General features: G+C 69.1%; 10 protein-coding genes. 3 read left to right on the plus strand and 7 right to left on the minus strand.

Annotated elements, in window-relative coordinates; all coding sequences use genetic code 11:
- Positions 1-18 precede the first annotated feature (18 nt).
- The 7 genes from pelG to ABNX08_RS30395 all read right to left on the minus strand — a co-directional run bounded on the left by pelG (position 19) and on the right by ABNX08_RS30395 (position 13,037).
- Positions 19-1,389: an exopolysaccharide Pel transporter PelG gene (gene pelG, locus ABNX08_RS30365; protein ID WP_022539490.1), complete on the minus strand. Its 1,371-nt coding sequence runs from the start codon at positions 1,387-1,389 to the stop codon at positions 19-21.
- A gap of 2 nt (positions 1,390-1,391) precedes the next feature.
- Positions 1,392-2,981 (minus strand): GT4 family glycosyltransferase PelF, encoded by a 1,590-nt coding sequence (gene pelF, locus ABNX08_RS30370; RefSeq protein WP_022539491.1) that lies wholly within the window; start codon positions 2,979-2,981, stop codon positions 1,392-1,394.
- Positions 2,978-3,988: a lipopolysaccharide assembly protein LapB gene (locus tag ABNX08_RS30375; RefSeq protein WP_022539492.1), complete on the minus strand. Its 1,011-nt coding sequence runs from the start codon at positions 3,986-3,988 to the stop codon at positions 2,978-2,980. Before ABNX08_RS30375 ends, pelF begins: the two co-directional genes overlap by 4 nt.
- Complete coding sequence (locus tag ABNX08_RS30380) at positions 3,981-5,420, minus strand: PelD GGDEF domain-containing protein (protein ID WP_041681843.1); 1,440 nt, start codon at positions 5,418-5,420, stop codon at positions 3,981-3,983. The genes ABNX08_RS30375 and ABNX08_RS30380 overlap by 8 nt, the downstream gene beginning before the upstream one ends.
- Positions 5,421-5,480: 60 nt before the next feature.
- Positions 5,481-6,044, minus strand: coding sequence for a hypothetical protein (locus ABNX08_RS30385; protein WP_022539494.1), 564 nt, complete (start codon positions 6,042-6,044; stop codon positions 5,481-5,483).
- 65 nt (positions 6,045-6,109) lie between these two features.
- Positions 6,110-10,171 (minus strand): tetratricopeptide repeat protein, encoded by a 4,062-nt coding sequence (locus ABNX08_RS30390; protein WP_022539495.1) that lies wholly within the window; start codon positions 10,169-10,171, stop codon positions 6,110-6,112.
- Entirely contained in the window at positions 10,134-13,037 is a 2,904-nt protein-coding gene (locus tag ABNX08_RS30395) for a bifunctional glycoside hydrolase 114/ polysaccharide deacetylase family protein (protein WP_041681844.1), read from the minus strand. The genes ABNX08_RS30390 and ABNX08_RS30395 overlap by 38 nt, the downstream gene beginning before the upstream one ends.
- A 1,058-nt stretch (positions 13,038-14,095) precedes the next feature.
- Between ABNX08_RS30395 and ABNX08_RS30400 the strand changes: the two genes are divergently transcribed.
- The 3 genes from ABNX08_RS30400 (at position 14,096) to hpnD (ending at position 16,148) form a co-directional block, all read left to right on the plus strand.
- Positions 14,096-14,299 carry a cold-shock protein gene (locus tag ABNX08_RS30400; protein WP_022539497.1) on the plus strand — a complete coding sequence of 68 codons (204 nt, stop codon included), beginning with the start codon at positions 14,096-14,098 and terminating at the stop codon, positions 14,297-14,299.
- 170 nt (positions 14,300-14,469) lie between these two features.
- Positions 14,470-15,075, plus strand: coding sequence for a hypothetical protein (locus tag ABNX08_RS30405; RefSeq protein ID WP_022539498.1), 606 nt, complete (start codon positions 14,470-14,472; stop codon positions 15,073-15,075).
- A gap of 185 nt (positions 15,076-15,260) precedes the next feature.
- Entirely contained in the window at positions 15,261-16,148 is an 888-nt protein-coding gene (gene hpnD / locus ABNX08_RS30410) for a presqualene diphosphate synthase HpnD (RefSeq protein ID WP_041681845.1), read from the plus strand.
- The last annotated feature ends 17 nt before the right edge of the window (positions 16,149-16,165 follow it).

Genomic DNA, 16,165 nt, shown 5'->3' on the forward strand with positions numbered 1-16,165 from the left:
GCGCCGGGCCCGGGCGCCCTACTGCAGCATGTAGGTTTCGTACTCCAGACGGTCCAGCTTGCGGTCCAGCAGGTACAGCGCCAGCGCCACCACGACCAGCAGCGACACCGCAAACCCGTAGCCATACCAGGCCGGCCCCAGCCGCAGCGTCAGCGCCGTCAGCGCAAGGTTCAGCACCACGAAGGTGGCGGTCAGCAGCAGCACCTCGCGGCGCCGGTCCAGGTAGAAATAGATGTTGAGCACGCCCAGCAACACCACCTGCAGGCTGGCGCCGATTACGTCCACGTAGAGCAGCGGCATGTACAGCTCGGAAATACCCAGCAGCCGCAGCACCCACGCGCCCACCACGAACAGCAGCAGCGCGGCGATGGCCTGCACCTTGACGATCTCGTACAGCCCCAGCCGGATGGTCTGGACCATGGTGTTGCGCATGTCCTCGATATGCTCGAGCGAGCTGCCGCCGCGCACCGCGTTGTAGAACGCGTCGTAGTACTCGACAAAATCGGTCTCAATGCGCACCAGGAACACCGCCATGCCCGGGATGATCGCCAGGTAGGCCAGGAACACCGGGATGTCGTAGATGATCGACGCGTGCAGCGGACCGATCACCTGTTGCCCGGTGGACGGCGCGTACCAGAACATGAACTTGTCGATCCAGATGCCGAGGTTGTACAGCAGGCCGATCGCCACCAGGCTGGGGTAGGCGTAGCGACGCTCGAACACCTCGAACGTCATGAACTGGCGGCTGGTGTAGTTGCGGTAGATCAGCGTCACCATGCCGGTCAGCAGGCACAGCTGGCCGGCGACGAAGCCGCCCAGCAGCCCTTCCAGCCCGTGGCCGCGCAGCGCCAGCGCGGCGCCCACCGAAATCGCGTAGCCGAGCAGGAAGGTCCAGACGATGGCCTTGTACTGCTTCATGCCGGACAGGAAGATCGCGGCGATCCAGATATTGCTCAGCACCACGAAGCCGGCCACCATCAGCAGCCGGTACAGCACCGACTGCTCGCCGAAGCTGAACACTGCGCAGGCCAGGCCGGTGCCGCCCGACAGCACGGTCACCAGCAGCGCCACCGCGTGGTAGTTGCTCAGCACCAGGTGGTCGCGCTTCTCGAACAGCCGGTCGGAAGTAAAGCGCGTGAACGACAGCTGCATCGGCCCGGTCAGGATCAGGCTGCCCGCGATCAGGTAGGTCACCGACACCTGGAACTGCGTGATCAGCGTGCCCGGCACCACGAAGGGCAGGCTCAGCATGCCAATCAGCAGGATGCCGACGATCGACAGGATCCACGGCCCGGAGCTGATGATGCCCGCGTACGCATAGGCGCCCAGCATGCCGGAGAGGTTGTCCCGGCGCAGCATCTTGCGCAGCTCGAATCCAATGCCCGCCATGCTCAGGCTCCTCCGTGGACCGGGCAGCGCGCGGGATTGCCGCCGCCGCGCCGGTCATGCCCGGCGCCGTCGGGTTGCGCCATCAGCCGTTGGTACAGGTCGCGGTAGCTGCCCACCATGCGCTGCTGGGTGTAGTAGCGCTCCACCCGGGCAACGCCCGCCGCCTGCGCCGCCTGCCAGCGCGCCGGGTCTTTCAGCAGCGCCAGGGCCTCGCCGGCCAGCGCCGCGGGGTCGGCAATGCGCACCACGCCGCCGGCGGCGCCCAGCGCGGCATCCTCGCCGGGCAGGCCGAACAGCAGCTCGCGGCATGAGCCCACGTCGGTGGTCACGCACGGCACGCCGGCGGCAAAGCCTTCGAGCACCACCAGCGGCAGCGCCTCGCTGATCGAGCTCAGCACCAGCACGCCCACCTGCGGCAGCAGCGCGTCGATGCGCTGGAAGCCGAGGAACCTGACCTTGTCACCCAGCCCCAGGCTCTGCGCCAGGCTGCGGCATTCGCGCGCATATTCCGGATCCTCGTCCTCCGGGCCGGCGATCCAGCCTTCGGCCTCCGGGTACTCGCGCACCACCGTGAGCATCGCGCGGATGAAGGTCTTGACGTCCTTGATCGGCACCACCCGGCCGATCAGGCACAGCACCGGCGGCACGCCCGGCTTGCGCTGGTCGCGCAGCGGCGCGAGGCGCGGCAGGTCGATGCCGTTGGGGATGCTGCGCGTGCGCGCCTCGGGGGCGCCATCGAGCACCTGGCGGCGCCGGTTGCCTTCATACAGCGCGACGATGTCATCGCCGGCGTCATAGCAGACCCGCCCCAGCGTCTCGAAAAAGCGCACCCACAGCTCGCGGAAGTAGCTGATCTGGGAGATGTCGCGCTCGAACACATTGCGGTTGTCGCGGATCCACTGGCTCTGGAACAGGTCGATCTTGCGTTCCTTGGTGTAGATGCCGTGCTCCGACACCAGCAGCGGGCGCTGGTTGCGGTGGCGCAGCAGCGCGCCGAGAAAGCCCGCGTAGCCGGTGGAAACGGTGTGGTAGACCTGCGCCGGGATCAGGCCGTCGGCAATGCGCATCAGCTGCCACAGCGGCTTGTGCATGATGCGCACGGTCCAGAAATAGTCCGTGAACGACGGGTCGGTGCAGAAGCTCCGGTACTGGTCGGTGATGGTCTGCCAGGCGCGGCGGCTGTACAGGAAGGCGTCTTCGCCCAGCGCCCCGCCCTCGCGCAGCGCCGGCATCAGCGCGCGGATCATGGCGCCGGCTTCGGCTTCGTGGCCGGGCTGGCGCAGCAGGTCGTGCAGCCGGTCCGAGGCGTCGAACGCGGCGGGATCGCCGGAACTGCCGTGGACCATCGGCGGCGGCGGGAAATCGTACAGGAAATGGGTTTCCAGGTGGACCACGTTGGGCGGCAGCCGGTAGGCCATGTCGCCATAGTCCTGGCGCCGGCTGCCAATGAAGACGATGCCGAAGCGCACGTCGGGGAACGCGCGAATCATCTGGTTGACCCAGCTCGATACGCCGCCGCTCACATAGGGGAAGGTGCCTTCGAGCAGCAGCATGACGTCGGCCGACGTCCCTTTCAGCAGGATCTCGCTCATGATTGCGCTCCGGCTTGTGCTCCGGACTGCCAGTAACGCAGCAGGGGCCGCACCAGCGGGAGCGGCGAGGGACTGTCGAACGATGCCATCAGCTGGCGCACCGCGGCGTAGTCGCGTTCCAGGTAAGCGGCTTCGGCCAGCAGCGGCAGCACGCGTTCGCGCGCAAAGCCGAGGGATTCGGCGCGCTGCAGCCATTCGCGCGCTTCGCGCGGGGCGTTGCGCACCAGCGCCAGCCGGCCGCGCATGTACCACAGCGAGGCGTTGCGGTCGTCATGCTCCAGCGCCGCGCCGGCATAGCGCTCGACCTGGCTGGCGGTGTAGCGGTAGACGTCGCCCTGCACCAGGTTCTGGTAGATCAGCTCCCAGTAGAGATCGGCCAGGCGCTTGTTGATCTCGGCGCGCTCGACGGCACTGGCGGCGCTTTCCAGCCGCGGCAGCTCGGCCAGGATCTGCTGGGTCAGCTGCTTCTCGGCGCCGTCCAGCATGCCGTAGGCGAGCAGGCGGATATCGTCGGCGCTGTCGGCCAGCAGCTCGCGCAGCACCGGGCTGGCGGTGCGCGCCGGCATCGACTGCATCGCCACCAGCGCGGTCAGGCGCTCAGGCAACGGCGCACGCGCGTTGCCCAGCTGCGCACGCAGGCGTGCGCCGCCGCCGTGCGTGACGCGCGCCATCAGGTGCGTGACGAACTCGGGCAGGCCCACGGTGCCGATGCCGCTGGCGTCCGTGCGTCGTGGGAACAGTTTCGAGAACAGATAGCTGCCAAACCACACCAGCACGCCGCCCAGCGGCACGAAAAAGCAGAACAGCGCGAGAAAGCCGTAGCTCCACGCGAACGGCACGCGCATGCGCCGCGGCAGCAGGCGCCACAGCACCAGAGCGGTCAGCGCGGCCGCCACCGCCTGCATGCCGACAAAGGCCAGCAGCAGCGCGGTACTGTTGCCGGCGCGGGCCAGCAAGGCCAGCGCGGCGAGCTGCGCGGCCAGGCCGCCGGCGCCGAGCTTAAACATGGCGGGCTTCCCCGGCTTGCACCTTCGTCTGCGCCACAGCGCCATCCACCTGGGCGCGGTGCAGCAGCTTGAGCAGCGCGTCTTCCGAGCCGGTGCCGGGCACGGCCAGCGTATAGACGCCGATGCCCGCGCTGGTGAAATCGGTGCCGAACTGCGCGCGCAGCATGTCTTCGATACGCACCAGATACGCGGAAACCGCCTGCGCATCCGACAGCGGCATCAGCGTCAGCATGGCCCGGTGATGGCTGTTGACCACCGGCCACGCCACATCCAGCGCGCGCCGGCTGCGCACCACCTGGTCGAACAGCGCGTCGCGCTCGGGGTCCAGGTCGAACACCAGCGCCACCACCGAGCTGTCGATGCCGGTCTCGCGCCGCAGCCGCGACAGACGCGCGTAATCGAGCGCGAACGAGTACGGGCAGCCCGGCGCTGCCGCCTGGATCGAACGGGTGGCGCCGGCATGCTCGACGCCATCGGCGTAGTAGCCCAGCAGCACCATCAGCATCTGCAGGTTTTCATAGGTCAGCGACAGGAACGGCATGCGCTCGACCACCAGCACGCCGATCAGGTGGTCGGAGCCGGCCAGCACCGGCGCCACCGCCACGTAGCGGGTCTGCGCATCATGCTGCAGGCCTTCGGCGCGCAGGTGCGCGAGCTGGCGCGTGTCCAGGCAGTGGCGCACCAGCGGGTCGGTGGTGTCGAGCGCGAAGAGCGGGCCGACGCTCGCCGCGGGGGCGGCGTCGATCTTGTCGCCGTCGCTCGCGTAGAGCGCGGCGGCCTCGAGCTGGCACGCCTGCGCCACCACCTGCAGCATCGGCTGCGCGCCCGCCAGCGGCTGGCCGGTGCGCACTGCCTCGTCCTGCGCCACGCCGCGCAGCTGCGACAGCGTGTCGCGCAGCGTGGTCGGCCGCGCCAGCAGGTCGTTCTCCAGCCGCGCGTGCGAGATGCGTAGCAGGTAGTGGTTCTTGGTCAGCGCCGCCAGGCGCTCGTCCAGGTAGCGGTTGACCGCGCGGGCGCGCGCCAGGCGCGTGCCCCAGATATCGCCGAACTGCCCGGCCACCAGCACCAGCAGCAGCCCGCCCAGGAAGAACATGCGCGGGAACGGGCCGCTGACCGCGCCGGCCTCCTCGAAGAAGAACCACCCGCCCAGCAGCATCAGCACGCTGCCCACGCCGATCAGCGTGCCATAGCGCAGCGCCAGGATCACCGGCAGCAGCCAGGCCCAAGGAAAGCCCAGGCCCAGCAGCAGCGGGTTCTGCGGCAGCACCAGCCAGGCCAGCCCCATCGCCAGCAGCATCGCCACCACCAGTTCGACCACGGCCGCGCGCCCATTCACCGCGGGCGCCAGCAGGCGCGCATAGCGTCCGCCCAGGCCGATGCCCTGCCCTTGCCGCGCGCGATGTGTGTTGTCAGCCGGATTGGCCACGCTTATCCCCTTGCTTCAACCGGTTTGCCGCATGCCTGCGGCATTGTCATGCTTCGCGCTAACACCTCAACCCTGCATCAGCGGCGCCAGCAGGCGGCGCAACAGCTTCTGCGCGGTGCCCGACAGCGAGGCGCGGCTCCAGCCGCTGTCGCTGCCGGTGGCCGACCAGACCACCTCGCCGCTGGCCACGTCCAGCAGCTGCAGCGAGATGCCCACCGCCGGCTCGCCGTCGACGCCGACCTTGTAGCGCCACTCCTGCACCGCCCCGGTCAGCGCATAGCGCGCCTTCTCGGCACGCGCCCATTCCAGCGCCTTGCCCACGGCCTCGCGCTCGGCGGGCTCGAACAGCGTTTCCGGGTTGAGGCTGGCCGGGTAGCGCTTGAGGCTGGCCACGCCGCCGGTCTTGAGCAGGCTCTCCGCAATCGCCTCGGCACGCAGGCCCGCCTGCGGCGTCTCGGTGTAGTTGACGATCGGCAGCACGGCGATGGTCTCGCCACGTGCAAGCTGCGGCGCTCGGCCCACGTCCGTCACCGCGCAGCCCGCCAGCCACAGCGCCGCGCCCAGCGCGCCGCACCATGCGGCCAGCCGCCTCATTGCCTTGCCCGTCGATTCCCTGGTCTCTTTGCTCATCGTTTTCCCCTTTTTCCCTCGATCCATATCCTGTTGTCAGCCGATCGCCGCACGCCCGCGCCGGCTCAGTACAGCCAGCGGTAGCGCATTCCCAGCTCCGTCAGCGGCACGCCGCCGTTGCGCGCCGCGGTCTCGTGCGAGACGAACAGCGACAGGTGGTCGTTGCCGAACACCGACCCGGCCACGCCGAGCTGCATGCGGAAGTTCTGGCGCGCGCGCGTGTCGCGCAGCAGCCCGACTTCGCCGAACGGGCGCCACTTGCGCGTGTATTCGTCCAGCAGCCCGGTGCCGAAGCCGAACAGCACGCCCGCCTGGGTAAAGCCCTGCGGCATGTAGAACCCCGGCGTGGCCGCGTCCCCGGCCGGCACCAGCGAAGCCATGCGCGGCGTCAGGCTGCCGCCGTTGGCGCTGTAGCTGGCATGCGTGCCAACCACGCGCACGGTGTAGTCAGGATAGGCGGTGCGGATCTTGTAGCCGGCCTCGACGTCATAGACGATGCCGTGCCCCAGCGCGCTGCGGTCCTGCCCGCGGAAGCTGCTGTACTCGATGCGGCCGCCGACGAACTCGCGCAGCCCGATGCGGTAAGTCGCGCCCAGCGCCGCCACGTCCTTGGCTCCGCCCACGCGCAGCGCGGCGGATTCGTCGGCGGGCTGGTTCAACCCCGCCAGCGTGCTGAACTGCAGGCGCCCCTGCCGGTTCCACTCGCCGAAGAAACGCGCGGTGGCCATGGTGTCCAGGCCTTCGCGGTAGCCCGCCGTGGCACGCCAGCGCTTGCCGTTGTCTTGATAGCCCAGCGACAGGTCGGCGCGCCGGTCGGACGACGGCACGTTCACCAGCTGCGTGGGGTCCGTGCTGCGCTGGTCGCGCCAACTGCCGCGCAGGTTCAGGTCATAGCCATCCCACAGGCGCACGCCGCCGGCCAGGCTGCCTTCGGTGTATTCCAGCGGCTTCTGGTGCGTGAAGCTGACGCGCGGCTCGATCGCCTGGGCGTTGTTGAGCAGCGCGTCCTGCAGGGTCTCCTGCAGCGCGTCGTCGGTGCGCGCCACCTCCTGGGCCTCGAACGCCAGCGTCTGCGCGGCGCCGAGGCGGTCCAGGCGCAGGTTGGCCTCGATCTGGTTGGTTACCGGCACGCGGCCGGCCTGGCGTTCCAGCACGCGGTCCAGCGCGTCCATGTCGTTGCTGTCCAGCGCCAGCGCGATCTCGGCATAGGCCGGGCGCGTCAGCGTGCGCGCGTAGTGCCTGGCGAGCCAGGCGCGCGCGAGCGGGTTGGCCTCGGACGACAGGGCCCAGGCCAGCGCCACGTCGCGGCCGGCGGCGGATAATGCCTTTTCGCGCGCGGCCTCGCGCTGCACCACGGCTGCGGGCGGCGCCACGTCCAGCGGCGGCAGCCCGGCGATATCGCCCAGCTTCGACTTCGCACCGGCGGGCCGCGGCGCGTTGCGCGCCTGCGCCGTGGCGGCACGGTCGTCGCGCAGCATCTGGATCACCAGGGCGCGCGACACATCGCCCGAGGCGAACACCTGCCCCAGCGCCACGGTCTGGCGGCGCAGTTCGGCGCGCGACGGCAGGCCCGGCTCGTCGCCCTCGGCCACGGCATCGTCTTCGTCATCGGCGCGCAGCCGCGCATGCATGCGGCCGCCTTCGGCCCAGCCGTGATGCAGTGCCACCCATGCCTGGCGGCGGGTGCGCCAGGCGGTGTCGGTTTGTCCGATGGCCTCATACGCGTCGGCGGTCAAGCCAAGCCAGAGCGGATCGGCCTGCTTGCCGTCATTGAGCTTGCGCAGGTAGTGCAGCGCCGAGCGGCCGTCCTGGAAGCGCATATGGCCGGCGGCGAACGCGCCCCACAGGTCGGGGCTGTCTTCTGCCTCGCCTTTCAGGCGGCGCATCAGTGCGCGCACTTCGTTGTCGGTGCCCATGTCGACCTGTGCCCACAGCAGCCCGCCCAGTGCCTGGCTGCTGGCTTCAGGCAGGTTGGCGGCACGACGCAGGTCTGCCATCGAGCGCTCGCGCTGGCCGATGGCGCGCAGGTATTCGGCGCGGTAGGTCAGGAAGCGGCCCGATTGCTCGGACGCCCGCAACTGCGCCGGGGTCAGACTGGCCAGGAAGCGCTCGACGCGCGCCCAGGCGCGCGCCTGGGTGTAGTAGTAGACCGTCAGCTCCAGCGCCTCCTGGCTGCCGTGCTTGCGCCAGTAGGCTTCGGCGATGCGGCCGGCATCGATCGGGCTGCGGTCGTAGTACGCCAGCAGGTTGGCCAGGTCGCGTTCCTGCACGGTGGTTTGCGCGTCCGCGCAGTCGTTGCGCAGGCTGCCTTCGGGCTGGCGCCGGCACGGGTCCTCCTGCGGGCCGGAGATCGATGCCGTCAGCTTGCGATAGCCCTCGTCGAGCAGGTCGTCGCGCTGGTTCAGCCTGGCCAGCTCGGTGAAGGTGCGCCAGTAGAGCGCGTCACCCTGGGCCGTGCCGGCGGCGGCGCGCGCAACCAGCATGGCGTCAAGCGCCTGCCTCAGGCGGCCATGCACATAGTTGGAGTTGGCGAGCTTGAGCGCATACGCGGGGCGCGGGCCGAAGCGCTCCTGCAGCTCGGTGTAGAGCGTGAAGGCACGCCCGTCCTTGCCGGCGCGCTCGGCCAGTGCCGCGTTGCGCTCCATGATCTCGCGCGCATTGGGGCCGCGGCTGAGGCCGTCCAGGAAGGCCATGGCCTGTTCCGGCTCGCCCAGACGCTCGTAGGCGGCGACCACCGCGTCCACGGTGCGCAGGTCGCCGGCGCGCGCCCGGTGGCGCAGCGCGACCAGGTAGGCGGCGTCATCCGACAGCCCCGGCGCCAGGCGCAGCACATGGTCCCAGGCGCGCTCGTCGTTGCTGGCCTGCGCGTACGCCAGCCAGTTTTGCAATGCTACTGCGGGCTGGCGGTTCCATTCGGCCACCTGCGCCAGGCGCTCGCGCCACAGCAGGTCGCCGGGCAGCCTGCGCACTGCGGTCTCGGCCACGCGCTGGGCCTGGTCAAGCTTGCCGGCGGCGAGGAAGACGCGATAGGCGAGGTCATGGTCCTCGGCGTTGAAGGGCTTCTCGGCGGCGGCGCCCTCGGCCTTGTCAGCGGCACTGGCGGCCGCCTTGCGCGTTTGCAGCACGCCGGCGGCCTGCAGCGCATCGCGCAGCGCCAGCCCGCGCGGGCCGTCGAGGAAGACCACCCCTTGCGCGGCCCACGGCTGCGCCGCGGCGAGCATGCGCGCCGCCTGCGCAGCCGGGCGGTGCCGCAACGAAGACAGCTTCAGCAACCGCTCCACGTAGCGGGCGGCCTGCTCCGGCCGGTTGGCCGCCAGCGCCAGCCTGGTCAGGTAGCGCAGCACCTCGGGATCGTCGAGCAGCGGCCCGGCATGGCGTTCGGCTTCGGCCAGTGCCTCGTCCAGCAGGTTGCCGGACTGCAGCGTCTGCACGGCCTTCAGGAACAGCGCGCGCTGCTCGGCCAGCGTGCCGGCGCGGGCCTGGGCCGCGAACAGCGCGCGCGCGGCGTCGCGGTAGTTGCCGCCGGAGACCGCAATCTCGGCCAGTTGGCGATTCCAGAAATCGGCATGGCCGCGGTCGGCGCGCGCCAGTTCGCGGTAGAAGCCCGCCAGTGCATCGGTCGCGCCGAGCTCGCGTGCCTGCATGGCCAGCCTCTGCAGCTCTGCAATGGTCCAGCGTCGCGCCGTGGCTTCCTTGAGCAAGGCCTGCGCCTGTGCCAGGAACTGCGCGCGCTCAGGCGTATCGGGCTGCGCCGCCCAGGTACGCTGCTGCGCGATGTCGATGCGCGTGCGCAGGATCGTGGCGGACAAGTCGGCGCGCTGCAGCGCCTGCATGCGCGCCAGCATGGCCTCGGCCTCGTCCAGCCGGCCGCTGCGCGCGTATTGCTCGGCGAGCACCGCCATGAACCCCGGATCGTCCGGCGCGGCCTTGGACCACGCTTCCAGGTACGCCACGGTCAGGCCGTCCATGGTGCGGCCCTGCCCCAGCAAGCGCTCGCGCAGCGTCTCGCGCGGGAACATCAGTGCCAGGCCGACTCCCACCATCGCGGTAAAGGTCAGTACCAGCGCCGGCGGCAGCAGCCGCTCGCGCTCAGCCGGCGCAGCGGACTTCGACGGCTTGGCTGGCATGGTTCAGGTCGGTAAGGGGCGCGGTATCGACGCGCAAGGTATCGCGCTCGCGCACACCCTGGACGGTCTTGCCGTCAACGCTCACGCGGCAGTTGGCCGCGCCGGCGAGCCGGAAGAAAGGCTTGTAGTAGCCGCCGAAGGCAAAGCGCGTGACGCTGCCATCGCGCTGCCAGTTGCGCACGATGCCGTTGGCTTCGGCCAGCTGCGGAGCGCTCGCCACGGCCGGCGCGTCGCGCGTGACAAAGCGAACGTCGCCGCCGTCCAGGTGCAGGTAGACGCCTCCGCCCGGCGCCGCCGAGGTACCGGTGACCCCGCGCGCCGAGGCCAGTTCCGGCACGCCGGCGCCGGTCCAGCGCAGGTTGCGCAGGTTGCCGTCGCCGCGCACGATCCAGGCGCCGGGCTGCGTGCCATCGCCCAGCTCGCGCGCCACCGCCATGTCCTGCCAGTCCAGCACCTTGCGCACGTAGTCGGTCGAATGCAGCGGCAGCAGCGGCTGCGCCAGCACGTAGTCGTAGACCTTGCGCAGCGCCTTCAGCGACGCCACCTTGGTGCCCGAATAGCTGTGGTAGTAGATATTGACCGGCTTGAAGCGGTACGGCTTGTCGGTCAGCTCGAAGGTCTCGATCACGCGCTCAAAGCCGTAGTACGGGCCGTGCCACAGGTTGGTATAGACGTTCTCGTTCTGGTTCGGCGCGAACACCTGGAAAGTGCCGTCCGGCTTGTTGATGCCCAGCGGCGAGATCGCGGTCCAGCTCGGGTTGCTGCGCGTGATCATGGTGTCGCCGCCATTCATGTTGAGCACGCGCGCCTGCGCCGCGAGCTTGAGCGCCTGCGCCGGCGGCTGGCAGTCGCCCGACCACAGCAGCAGCGTGACCGGCTTGCCGGCGGGCGCGAGCTTGCGGTTGATGTAGTCGATCGAACCGCCGATTTCGCGGTTCAGGTCCATCGTGTAGCCGGGCACCGGCAGGTGGTAGGCCTCTTCTGCCTTGGCCTGCTTGCCCGCGCCGTGCTCGTGGCCGTGATCCTTGCCGGCGGCCTGCGCCCTTTGTCGGCCCTCGGGCACGGTCAGCGCCCAGGTGAACGGGTGCGAGAAGGTATGGCTGGCCACCTCCACGTACGGCTGCGCGAAGATCTTGCGCGCGATCGGCTCGAGCTCGGCGCTGAGCTTCGGGTACATGCCGTCGGCGCTGAGCTCGGCCTGAATCACCGACATGGTCATCGGCAGCCGGTAGCGGTCGAAGACCTCGCGGAACAGCACCTCGCCCGAGAAGCCGCCGCCCGGCATCTCCGCGCGCGAGGCAAAGCCGTCGCCGTCGATATGGATGGTCAGCAGGCGGCGGCCGTTCTCGGTAGTGACGTCGGGCACCGGCATCGCCGGCAGCCGCAGCGCCTCGCGCAGGAAGGCCAGCGGCTGCACGATCCAGCGGTCCGGGTCGGTGTTCTGGATGCCGGTCAAGACCGCGTACGGCCTGATCGCGTAACCGCCCCAGGGCGTGATTGCAGCAGCGTCATAGGTGAGCGTGCCCGAGCGCAGCCGCAGCAGCGAGCGCGACCCGGCGCCTACCTGCACCGGCACCGCGCGCGAGCGGTCGGGCAATACCGGCGCCTCGAAGCCCATCATCGGGTCTTTCGACACCACCTGCACCGGCCCCTCGACGCGGCCCCTGGCCAGGCTCAGCCCCAGGCTGTGCGCCATCGTCCCGGTCATGCGCAGCCCGAAGTCGTTCAGGAAGGCCACCGGGATGCCTTGCTCCACCTGCTTGCCGAGCCACTGACGCAGGCGCCCGGCGGCCGCGTCGTCGACCGGTCCTTCCAGCCAGATCACCACGCCGGCGTAGCGGTCGACGCCCAGGTCCGGCAGCGGTTCGCCGACGCCGGCGAACTCCACACGGTAGCCCAGGTAGTTGAGCGGCATTGACACGAAGCGCACGCCTTCGGAATTGTCGATCGACTCCCCGGGACGCTGATCCTGCAGCACCAGCACGCGGCGCGGCAGCACTTCCACGCTGCCCACGCCCACGGTCTGCAAGGCCGGATCGGCCACGTACGGCGTGATCCCCAGCGCGCGGATGCGCTGCGCGGTCTCGCGCGCGCAGCGGCGGTCCGCCGGCGCGCAATAGTCGATGGAGATCACCGGCAGCCGGTATTGCTCGCGGATGGTGCGGGCCTGCGCCAGCAGCCAGTCGCGGTCCGCCTGCGGCACCTCGACATAGCGGCCCTTGCCCTGGTCCCAGCCGCGAAACAGCGATTCGAAGGCCACGGCATAGGCCAGCCCATGGACCTGCGGCAGGATCTCGAAGCCACGGTTGAAGACCAGGCGCGCCTCGGGATAGCGCGCCTTGATGGCCTGGATCACGCGCACCATGCCCGCTTCCTGGCGCGCGCGCTCGGCATCGGTCTTTGCCACCAGCTGGTAGGAGTCGAGCGTATCGAGGAAGAAGCCGCGGAAGCCGCGCTGCCACAGCGGCGCGATCACCTTGTCGACGTAGAAAGCAGGCCAGCCTTCTGCGGCCTGGTCGACCACGCGCGCGCTCCAGGCGTCGTTGCGCCCGGTGAGCCAGGCCTGCGGGATGTCCTTGTAGTAGCGGCGGCTTTCCAGGACCTCGCCCACGCTGACATAGGCGAACCAGGCGGTGGCGGGCGTGGCGGCCTGGCGCGGATCGAAGCCGCTGTCGGGTTCGACCACGGCGATATCGAAGGCCTGCAGCGCATCGACCGGCGGCTTCGCCCCATAGTGGAAGGCGATTGACGGCATCGGCGCCCCCGGCGCCGGTGCGGCCGCCGTCGCCGCCATCGCCGCATTGACCGATACCAGCGACAGCAGCACCGCCGTGCCTTGCACCAACCGTCGCATCGCCACCGCCATCACCCCGTGCAATCGGGACCGCCTTCGCGCGCCCCGGCTCCCTGCTTCCTCCGACTGCTCCACAGCTAGCTTCCTCTTTATCTGCGCGCCGCGCCTCATGTGCGCCCGGCACGACATTTTTGGACGGTCGCCGCCGCCTTGCCCGACTTTGTCGGTCGAGCTCGGAAACTTCCGATGTTATTTGACCTGCGGATGCTATGACAGACGCCCGAGTCGCACTGTCAACAATTGTTCCGAAATTGAGACATTGTCCCTGCCTACGCGTTAACGCCCGACCCACGGCTGCCTTGCCCCCATGCACATAGGGGGCATGTTCATGGACGCGCAGCGCCCTCGCGGCAACGCGTTACGCGGGCACTGGCGACCACCAAGCCCCGCGGGCACAAACGAATCAACGGAGAACCGACCAGGTCCCGTGCGCGACGTGTCGCGACACTGTCCGCAACGACAATTCCGAACAGCTAGGTTTGAAACGCCAACATGTTTTCCCGTTCCTGTCTTTTATGTATGGCCTCGCATACAGTCGGCGCGCTCACGTATGTTCATGCATAGGATGACAACACCGACCGGTTTTGGCTTTATTTTCATAATGATATATCCGGAGCCACGGGCTTCCCCCGATTGCGGTAAGTTACCGCCGTCGTAAGAATTTGTAAAAAAGATGGCCCCACCCTGCACCGGACGGCAGCCATTATGCACGAGGTCACGGCATGGCGCCCGCTGGCGGTGCATCTGCCCAAGTTAAGCGCATAAAAGAATCAGGGAATTCACTGAACCGAATGCGAAGTAGAAAACGCTAATATCTCCTATCGGAACCTCTCATCATGATTAGGCGCTTCGCCTGATTGACACATCGGGAAAATTCGGCAGAATGATTCCCACTGTGCAGTGTGTCGTTCCGTGACGTTTCGGCCATGCCGTTTTCGGTTGTCACGACAGCGACATATCGAGGTCATATGGATGCAGTAGCGCGTAACCAATTAAGACACGCTACATGCGTTGCACACGGTGTATAACGAGCGTTTTCGCTCATTTTGAAATTCAAGGTTGAGATAGATATGGAAACCGGTACCGTTAAGTGGTTCAACGACGCCAAGGGCTTCGGCTTCATCACGCCGGACGCAGGCGGCAATGACCTGTTCGCGCACTTCTCCGCAATCGAAGGCTCGGGCTTCAAGTCGTTGAAGGAAGGCCAGAAGGTGCGCTACGTCAAGGCCATGGGCCAGAAGGGCGAGCAAGCCACCAAGATCCAGGCCCTCTGATACCGGTTTGAGTACCGGGCCGGTCCCCAAGGACTGGCCGGAGCAGGCAAGGCCCCGCAGCTTCGGCGCGGGGCCTTTTCATTTGTCTTTGCCTTTGACTTTTGTCCCGGAGCGCATGTCCCATTGCATGGCCCCGCGCTTCCTTGACCCCGCCACCGAGGAGTCTTGCGATGCCTGCCCACCGCCTGCCGCCACTGGCGCCGCTGGTCGCCGGCGCCCTGGCGCTGGCTGCCATGCCTGCGCCCGCCGCGGACGCCGGGGCCGGAGCCCTGCTCAACCGCGGCAACGACCCCTTCCTGCAGGTGTCCGCGCGCATCCCGGCATGTCCCGAGCCGGCGGGCCCGCGCATCACCGAGGCGCAATGGCGGCACGATGCGCACCACCGCATCGAACAGGGCAACCATTGCTGGACCGAGGGGCGCTGCCGCCTGTCCAACGCCTTCCAGTACGACCGCGAGATCGCCGACAGCCTGCGGCGGCGCCTCGAGACGCTGTCGGCCACGCTGCCGGGCTGGCGCGACAGCTCGCTGTGGATCACCGTCAGCGGGCGTTGGCTGGTGGTGCAGGGCTGCGTCCGGCCGGGATTTGCCGTCGCGCCCTTCCTCGCCGCGCTGGGCGAGGTGGCCGACGTGGAACGCGTGATCGACCAGACCACCGCCACACCGGCGCGGGGCGTGCCGTACGCGCGCTATGTCGCGCTGCCGGCCGGAACGCCGGATGCACCCCGGCCTGCGCCTCAGAAATCGCCTGGGAACACGCCCCAGAAGGAGCCCTGACGGCCGAAATGTTACCGGCGAGGTTTCGGACGATGTTGCTATAATCGGCCGACCCACAACCACCCTCCCGCCACTGGCCGCCCCCATGGCGCCATACGGTTCGCCGTAGCGCGTTCAGTACAGCTGGCAATACAGTTGGCAATACAGCCATCAGCGGGACGGTTTGCAGCGTGTCGAGGAGTTACGTGGCCGGTACTCAAATCGCAACGCCAGACGCCCCTGCCGCCGCAGCAGCCATGCACGGCCCCCATGCCGGACCCGCGGCCTCGGCGGGCAGCTCCTTCCATGCAGCGCTGCGCATCCTGCCGGCAGTGCAGCGCCAGGCCATGTTCGAGATCTATGCGTTCTGCCGCGCCGTCGACGATATCGCCGACGGCGACGCGCCGCATGCCCAACGCCTGGCCGCGCTCGAGGCCTGGCGGGGCGACATCGCCGCCTGCTACGCCGGCACCCCGCCGCCAGCCCTGCAGCCGCTGTGCGCGCAGATCCGCGCCTTCAACCTGCAGCAGCAGGACTTCCTCGCCGTGATCGACGGCATGACCATGGACGTCGAGCAAGACATCCGCGCCCCGGATGCCGCCACCCTGGACCTGTATTGCGACCGTGTCGCCAGTGCCGTGGGCCGGCTTGCGGTGCGCGTGTTCGGGCTGGAAGAAACCTGCGGCATCGCGCTGGCACACCACCTGGGGCGCGCGCTGCAGCTGACCAATATCCTGCGCGATATCGACGAGGACGCCGCCATTGGCCGGCTGTACCTGCCGGCGCAGGCACTGGCCGCCGCCGGCGTCCCCGCCGGGCTCGCGGCAGACGGGCCGCAGGCGGTGGCGGCGCATCCCGCGCTCGGGCAGGCCTGCGCCTTGCTAGCGCAGGAAGCGCAGGCGCACTACGACCAGGCCTACGCGGTCATGGCGCGCTGCCCTGCCCGGCAGGTGCGCTCGCCGCGGATCATGGCCGAGGTCTACCACCGCATCCTGGCGCGCCTGCGCACGCAGGGCTGGCGCGCACCGCGCCAGCGCGTGCGCCTGCCGCGCGCGCAACTGCTCTGGATCGTGCTGCGCCACGCCATTGGCTGAGCGCGGCCACCCGATGC

The organism is Cupriavidus sp. DF5525 (assembly GCF_040149425.2).
Taxonomy (GTDB): domain Bacteria; phylum Pseudomonadota; class Gammaproteobacteria; order Burkholderiales; family Burkholderiaceae; genus Cupriavidus; species Cupriavidus pickettii_A.